This window comes from Streptomyces sp. N35, from assembly GCF_016464295.1.
Classification (GTDB): domain Bacteria; phylum Actinomycetota; class Actinomycetes; order Streptomycetales; family Streptomycetaceae; genus Streptomyces.
Window position 1 is genome coordinate 20,118 of the sequence record NZ_JAEIMH010000004.1, and the last position, 5,064, is coordinate 25,181.

Consider the following 5,064-nt stretch of genomic DNA (forward strand, 5'->3'; position numbering starts at 1 on the left):
CGGCCCGGGGCGGGCCCCCCCGCCCGGGGCGGGGCGGGGGGCCGGCCCGCGCCCTGCCCCCGCCCCGCCGGGGGGGCGGGCGGCCCAGGCCGCCCGCACCAGCCGGCGGCTCAGGACCTCGTCGGCCAGGCCGTACGCCACCGCCTCCTCGGCCGTGAACACCTTGTCGCGGTCCATGTCGGCGCGCAGCGTCCTGGCGTCGTGGTGCGTATGCCGCGCGAGGACCTCCTCCACCTGGGAACGGATCCGCACCATCTCCTTGGCCTGCAGGGCGAGATCGGAGACCGTGCCCTGCGAGCCGCCGGCCGCGGGCTGCCCGAGCAGCACCCGCGCGTGTTCGAGGACGAAGCGCCGGCCGGGATCGCCGCCGGCCAGCAGTACCGCCGCGGTGGAGGCGGCCTGGCCCACGCAGTAGGTGGCGATCGGTGCGGTGATGTACGACATCGTGTCGTAGATCGCCATGAGTGAAGTGAACGAGCCGCCCGGGGAGTTGAGGTAGATCATGACCTCCTGCTCGGGCGCCGAGGACTCCAGGTGCAGCAGTTGCGCAATGACGACGTTGGCCACGCCGTCGTCGATCTCGGTGCCGAGGAAGATGATCCGCTCCGAGAGCAGCCTGCTGTAGATGTCGGAGACCCGCTCGCCCTGCGTGGTGCGCTCGATGACGCTCGGAATCGTGTACTGCCCCATCGTCAGACCCCCAGTCCGATACGCGGCTTCGTGCTCTTCGGCCGTACGTCGTCGAGGGAGGCCAGCACATGGTCGACCATCCCGTACTCCTTGGCCTGTTCGGCCGTGAACCAGCGGTCGCGGTCGCCGTCGCGGGCGATGACCTCCGGGGTCTGCCCGGTGTGCTCGGCCGTGATCCGCTCGATGGACTGCTTCATGAACTCCAGGTTCTCCGCCTGGATCGCGATGTCCGCGGTCTGCCCGCCGATACCGGCCGACGGCTGATGCATCATGATCCGCGCGTTGGGCAGCGCATAGCGCTTGCCCGCGGCGCCGACGCTGAGCAGGAACTGCCCCATGCTCGCGGCGAATCCCATCGCGAGCGTGGAGACGTCGTTGGGGATCAGCCGCATCGTGTCGTAGATCGCGAGCCCGGCGTGCACGGAGCCGCCGGGGCTGTTGATGTACAGGCTGATGTCGGTGCGTGCGTCCTCCGCGCTCAAAAGCAGAAGCTGGGCGCAGACCCGGTTCGCGGACACCTCGTCGACCTGGGTGCCGAGGAACACGATGCGCTGGCTGAGGAGTTGGGCGGCGAGGTGGTCGTCGTAACGGCTGGGCGCGGTGTCGCCGTCGTTTGCGTACGGGATCATCGCTCCTCCTTACGTGGTGGGTGCCGGCTGCTGTGACTCCACCTTCGGCGCCCGTGGGCACCGGCGTAAGGGATCTTTGCCCTCGGCAGATTCGCCGAGGGCAGAGCGACTGCCGCGCGAGGCGGGCGCGGCTGCTTCAGGAGCGGGGCGACCGCTCGAGGAGTGGTGAGCGCCTACTTCACCGCGAAGTGCACCGTCTGCGCGCCGAGGACGAAGACGTCGTCACGGCGGTGCAGGCTCAGCTCGTCCGCCGGGTCGAGGAGGCGGTCGAGGGCGGCGCGGTCGTCCGCGTCCAGGTGCTCGCCCATCATCTCGCGGCTGCGGGTGAAGGTGTCCAGGATGTGCGCGCGGGCCTCGGGCGCGGGCGGGGCGGGCCGGTCGACGAGGTAGCTGCGGGTGGCCGCGGGGCGCAGGCCCGCCGCGGCCAGCATCGCGGGCCAGTGCTCGGTCTCGCGCTTGGCGCCGTCGAGGGATTCCCGCATCTCGTTGAACCAGTTGTCGCGGACGGCCTCGATGCGGTTCTCAAGGCCCGGCCGTCCGAACCCGAAGTCCCGGGGCAGGAAGCGCGTGGACAGTCCGCCCTCGAGCAGGACCAGCACACCGCCGGGAGCCAGGGCGCCGGCGAGGCGGGTGAGGGCGGCCTGCTGGTCGCCCATGTGGTGCAGGGACTGACCGAGCCAGATCACGTCGGCAGGACCGATGCCGTCGAGGCCGTCGGGAAGCTCGGCCTCGTGGGTGCGCACGCGGCCGTCGAGACCCTTGCTCTTCGCCCGCTCCTGTGCGCGTTCGAGCAGCGGACGGGCCGCGTCCACCGCGTACGCCTCGGCCTCGGGGAAGGCCTCGGCGAGACGGCAGGTGAGGATTCCGGGGCCGGCGCCCGCGTCGATGATGCGGGCGGGGGCGTGGCCCCGGTCCAGCAGGTCGGCCTTGAGGTCCTCGATGATGCCGGTGTACTGGGGGGCGAAGACGGTGGCGCGCTGTTCGAGGTACTCGGCCATCGCGCCCCAGTCGAGGTCCTTGCTCTCGTGGGCGTGGGCGTGCGTGTGGCTGCCGCCGTGACCGTGGTTGCCGTGACCGTCGTGGGTGCCGCCGCCGTGACCGTGGTCCCCGTGGCCATGGTCCCTGTGGCCGTTGTGAGTGCCGCTGCCGTGCCCGTCGTGTGCCATGTCCGTCTCCCGCGCCTCATACGTCTGCTGGTTGCCTCCAGCGTCTGCGGACGCGGGACGGGTGGCAAGTTCTGTTGCGGTTCCGGCAAACAGCTGCCCTCAGGCCCCGGTCGACTCGAGTCGCAGCGCAACCAGCCGGAACCGCGGCTCCCCCCGCGGCGCGTCCGGATCCGGCAGCCGCTCGACCTCCGCGGCCAGGGCCTCCAGCGCCGCTCCCTGCGCCCCCCCCCGCCCCACATACCGCCCCCCCCCCCACGCGGCCCGCTCGCAACGCGGCCGCGACAGTCCGCGGCGAGCGCCCTTGGCCACGGCCCGTGAACGAGGTCTCCGCCACAGGACGCAGCCCGTGCGCACCGCCGAGCGCGAAGACCCGGCCCGACTCGTCCGACGCCCGCGGGCGCAGATGCGGTGCGAACAGCGCGTCGATGTCCGAGCCCACGTCATGGCCCGCGTCCTTGTCCACGGTCGCCAGGAGCACCCCGCCGGGCCGCAGCACCCGCGCACACTCGGCGATCACCGGCTCCACGTCGGGTACCAGATGCAGCAGCCAGACGAGACTCGCCGCGTCGAAGCCGCCGGACACGAACGGCAGCCGGCAGCCGTCCCCGAGGATCACCGAGCCCGGCAGCCGCTCTGCCGCCCGCGCAGCCATCCCGAACGCCGCGTCCACGCCCACGACGCGCAGCCCGGGCGCCCCGAGACGCTCCGTCACGATCCCCGTACCGCAGGCCACGTCGAGCAGCCGCCCGGTGCCCGGCGGCAGCAGCTCCCGTACCGCCGCGGCGGGGGGTTCCGCCCCCGGGAACCCACCCCCCCGACGGGCGGGGGCCGGCCCCCCCGCCGGGGTGGTCTGCACCCAGCTCGCTCCGTGTCCGGCGGCCAGCGCCTCCACGCGCTCGGCGAGCTTGAAGTCGAGGTCGGTGACGGCGCCGCCCGCGCTGTGCGTGTACACGGACAGGCCGACCGTGTTGTAGCCGAGGGTGAGATCCGAGTGGTGGTCCAACTCCTCCTGGACCTGGGCGATGTGCACCACCATCGCGGTGGCGGCGAAATGCGAACCGAGACGGTACGAACGCTCCAGACGGCCGTCCGCCACGGACCACCCGGGCAGTTCGCGCAGGCGTTCCTCGATGTCCTTCTGCGACAGCGGTTCCACAGGCATGACGTACTCCTCAGATACGCGCCGGAGAGACGCGCCGATCACGCGTCCGGCCACTTTCAGACTGCCACAGACCTGCGACGACGGATGCTCTACGGTCGTACGTATGACCAAGGGTGCGGGACCGCTGCTGCGTGCCTGGCGGGAGCAGCGTCGGATCAGTCAGCTGGAACTGGCTCTGCGCGCCGACTCCTCCGCGCGGCACATCAGCTTTGTGGAGACCGGGCGTTCGCGCCCCAGCGAGGATTTCCTGCTGCGGATCGCCGAGCATCTGGACGTCCCGGTACGGGAGCGCAACGCCCTGCTGCTCGCGGCCGGTTACGCCCCGCACTACCCGGAGACCCCGCTCGACGAGCTCGGCACGCTGCGTGAGGGTCTCGAGCAGCTCCTGCAGGGCTACGAGCCGTATCCGGCGCTGATCGTGGACGCCACGTACAACGTGATCGCCGCGAACCGCGGGATCGCGATGCTGATTGACGGCATGTCCGATGAGGTGCTGACGACGCCGCTCAACGCGATGCGGCTGACGCTGCACCCGCGTGGCCTGGCGCCGAAGATCCGCAACCTCGCCGAGTGGCGCGGACATCTGCTGCACCAGATGGAGCGGCAGATCGCCCTGCGCCGTTCGGACGCGCTGCGTGCGCTGTACGAGGAGGTCGCGGCGTATCCGGTGGAGGATCCGGGCGAGAGCGCGGTCGACAACTCCCCCGTCCCCTATGTCGCGTTGCCGCTGCAGGTGGAGCACGACGGGCGGACGCTGTCCTTCGTGTCGTCGATCTCGACGTTCAACACGCCCATGGACGTGACCGTCGCCGAGCTGGCCATCGAGACGTTGCTCCCGGCCGACCCGGCGACGGTCAAGTACCTTCAGTCGCTGCTTCCTTGAGCCTGCCGTTCAGCGCTTGGTCATCGCACGCAGGGCGGTGTACTGGAGCGCCGCGAAACCGGCCACGGTCAGGGCCTGCATCGGGATCCACACGGTGCCGGCGGTACTCGGACTGAACCACACGGCGAGGGCGACGAGACTCATCACCGCCCAGGCGAGGTTGATCTCGACGACGGCGCGCACCGGCAGCACGGGCGGTTCCTGGCGGGCGGCGATCAGAGCGACCCCGGCCGCGTAGGCGAGCAGCCCCAGGCCGAGCGCGAGCAGCAGCCCGGAGTCGATGCCGAGGAGCCGTCCGAGCGGCCCGGATGCGACGGCGTAGGCGAGACCGTTGGCCCCGGTGACGACGGCGTCGAGCCCGAGGAAGAGGCGGAGCGCGGCGCGGGGTTCGCGGGTGCGCAGGGGGCCGGCGACAGTGAACGCGGACATGGGATCAACCTCCGACGCGATACGGGTGTTGTCACCGGCCGCCGGGGTCGGAGGGGGGCGCCCCCGGGGGCGGTGGGGACACCCTGCCCGGCGGGGGGGGGGGGG

Annotated in this window: 5 protein-coding genes and 2 pseudogenes; 1 reads left to right on the plus strand and 6 read right to left on the minus strand. The window is 71.8% G+C overall.

Annotation, left to right across the window (positions count from 1 at the left end; translation table 11 throughout):
* Positions 1-93: 93 nt before the first annotated feature.
* From JAO81_RS02865 to JAO81_RS02885, 5 genes and pseudogenes are all read right to left on the minus strand, one after another.
* A pseudogene (locus JAO81_RS02865) lies at positions 94-690 on the minus strand (ClpP family protease); the annotation flags it as partial.
* 2 nt (positions 691-692) lie between these two features.
* On the minus strand, positions 693-1,319 hold the full coding sequence (locus JAO81_RS02870; protein ID WP_199546124.1) for an ATP-dependent Clp protease proteolytic subunit: 627 nt from the start codon (positions 1,317-1,319) through the stop codon (positions 693-695).
* Positions 1,320-1,492: 173 nt separating this feature from the next.
* A complete protein-coding gene (locus JAO81_RS02875; protein ID WP_199546125.1) occupies positions 1,493-2,485 on the minus strand; it encodes a trans-aconitate 2-methyltransferase in 993 nt (330 codons plus the stop codon).
* A gap of 16 nt (positions 2,486-2,501) precedes the next feature.
* A complete protein-coding gene (locus JAO81_RS02880) occupies positions 2,502-3,341 on the minus strand; it encodes a class I SAM-dependent methyltransferase (protein ID WP_199546281.1) in 840 nt (279 codons plus the stop codon).
* A gap of 6 nt (positions 3,342-3,347) precedes the next feature.
* A pseudogene (locus JAO81_RS02885) lies at positions 3,348-3,647 on the minus strand (4a-hydroxytetrahydrobiopterin dehydratase); the annotation flags it as partial.
* Between the two features lie 103 nt (positions 3,648-3,750).
* On the opposite strand from JAO81_RS02885, the gene JAO81_RS02890 reads away from it, so the two are divergent.
* Complete coding sequence (locus tag JAO81_RS02890; RefSeq protein WP_199546126.1) at positions 3,751-4,530, plus strand: helix-turn-helix domain-containing protein; 780 nt, start codon at positions 3,751-3,753, stop codon at positions 4,528-4,530.
* A gap of 9 nt (positions 4,531-4,539) precedes the next feature.
* On the opposite strand, the gene JAO81_RS02895 is transcribed toward JAO81_RS02890, so the two are convergent.
* Positions 4,540-4,959 (minus strand): hypothetical protein, encoded by a 420-nt coding sequence (locus tag JAO81_RS02895; RefSeq protein WP_199546127.1) that lies wholly within the window; start codon positions 4,957-4,959, stop codon positions 4,540-4,542.
* Between the last annotated feature and the right edge of the window lie 105 nt (positions 4,960-5,064).

Bases quoted from the DNA above. Each gene is read 5' to 3' on its own strand.
- JAO81_RS02870 (WP_199546124.1), bottom strand. From the start codon at position 1,319: ATGATCCCGTACGCAAACGACGGCGACACCGCGCCCAGCCGTTACGAC.
- JAO81_RS02875 (WP_199546125.1), bottom strand. From the start codon at position 2,485: ATGGCACACGACGGGCACGGCAGCGGCACTCACAACGGCCACAGGGAC.
- JAO81_RS02890 (WP_199546126.1), top strand. From the start codon at position 3,751: ATGACCAAGGGTGCGGGACCGCTGCTGCGTGCCTGGCGGGAGCAGCGT.
- JAO81_RS02895 (WP_199546127.1), bottom strand. From the start codon at position 4,959: ATGTCCGCGTTCACTGTCGCCGGCCCCCTGCGCACCCGCGAACCCCGC.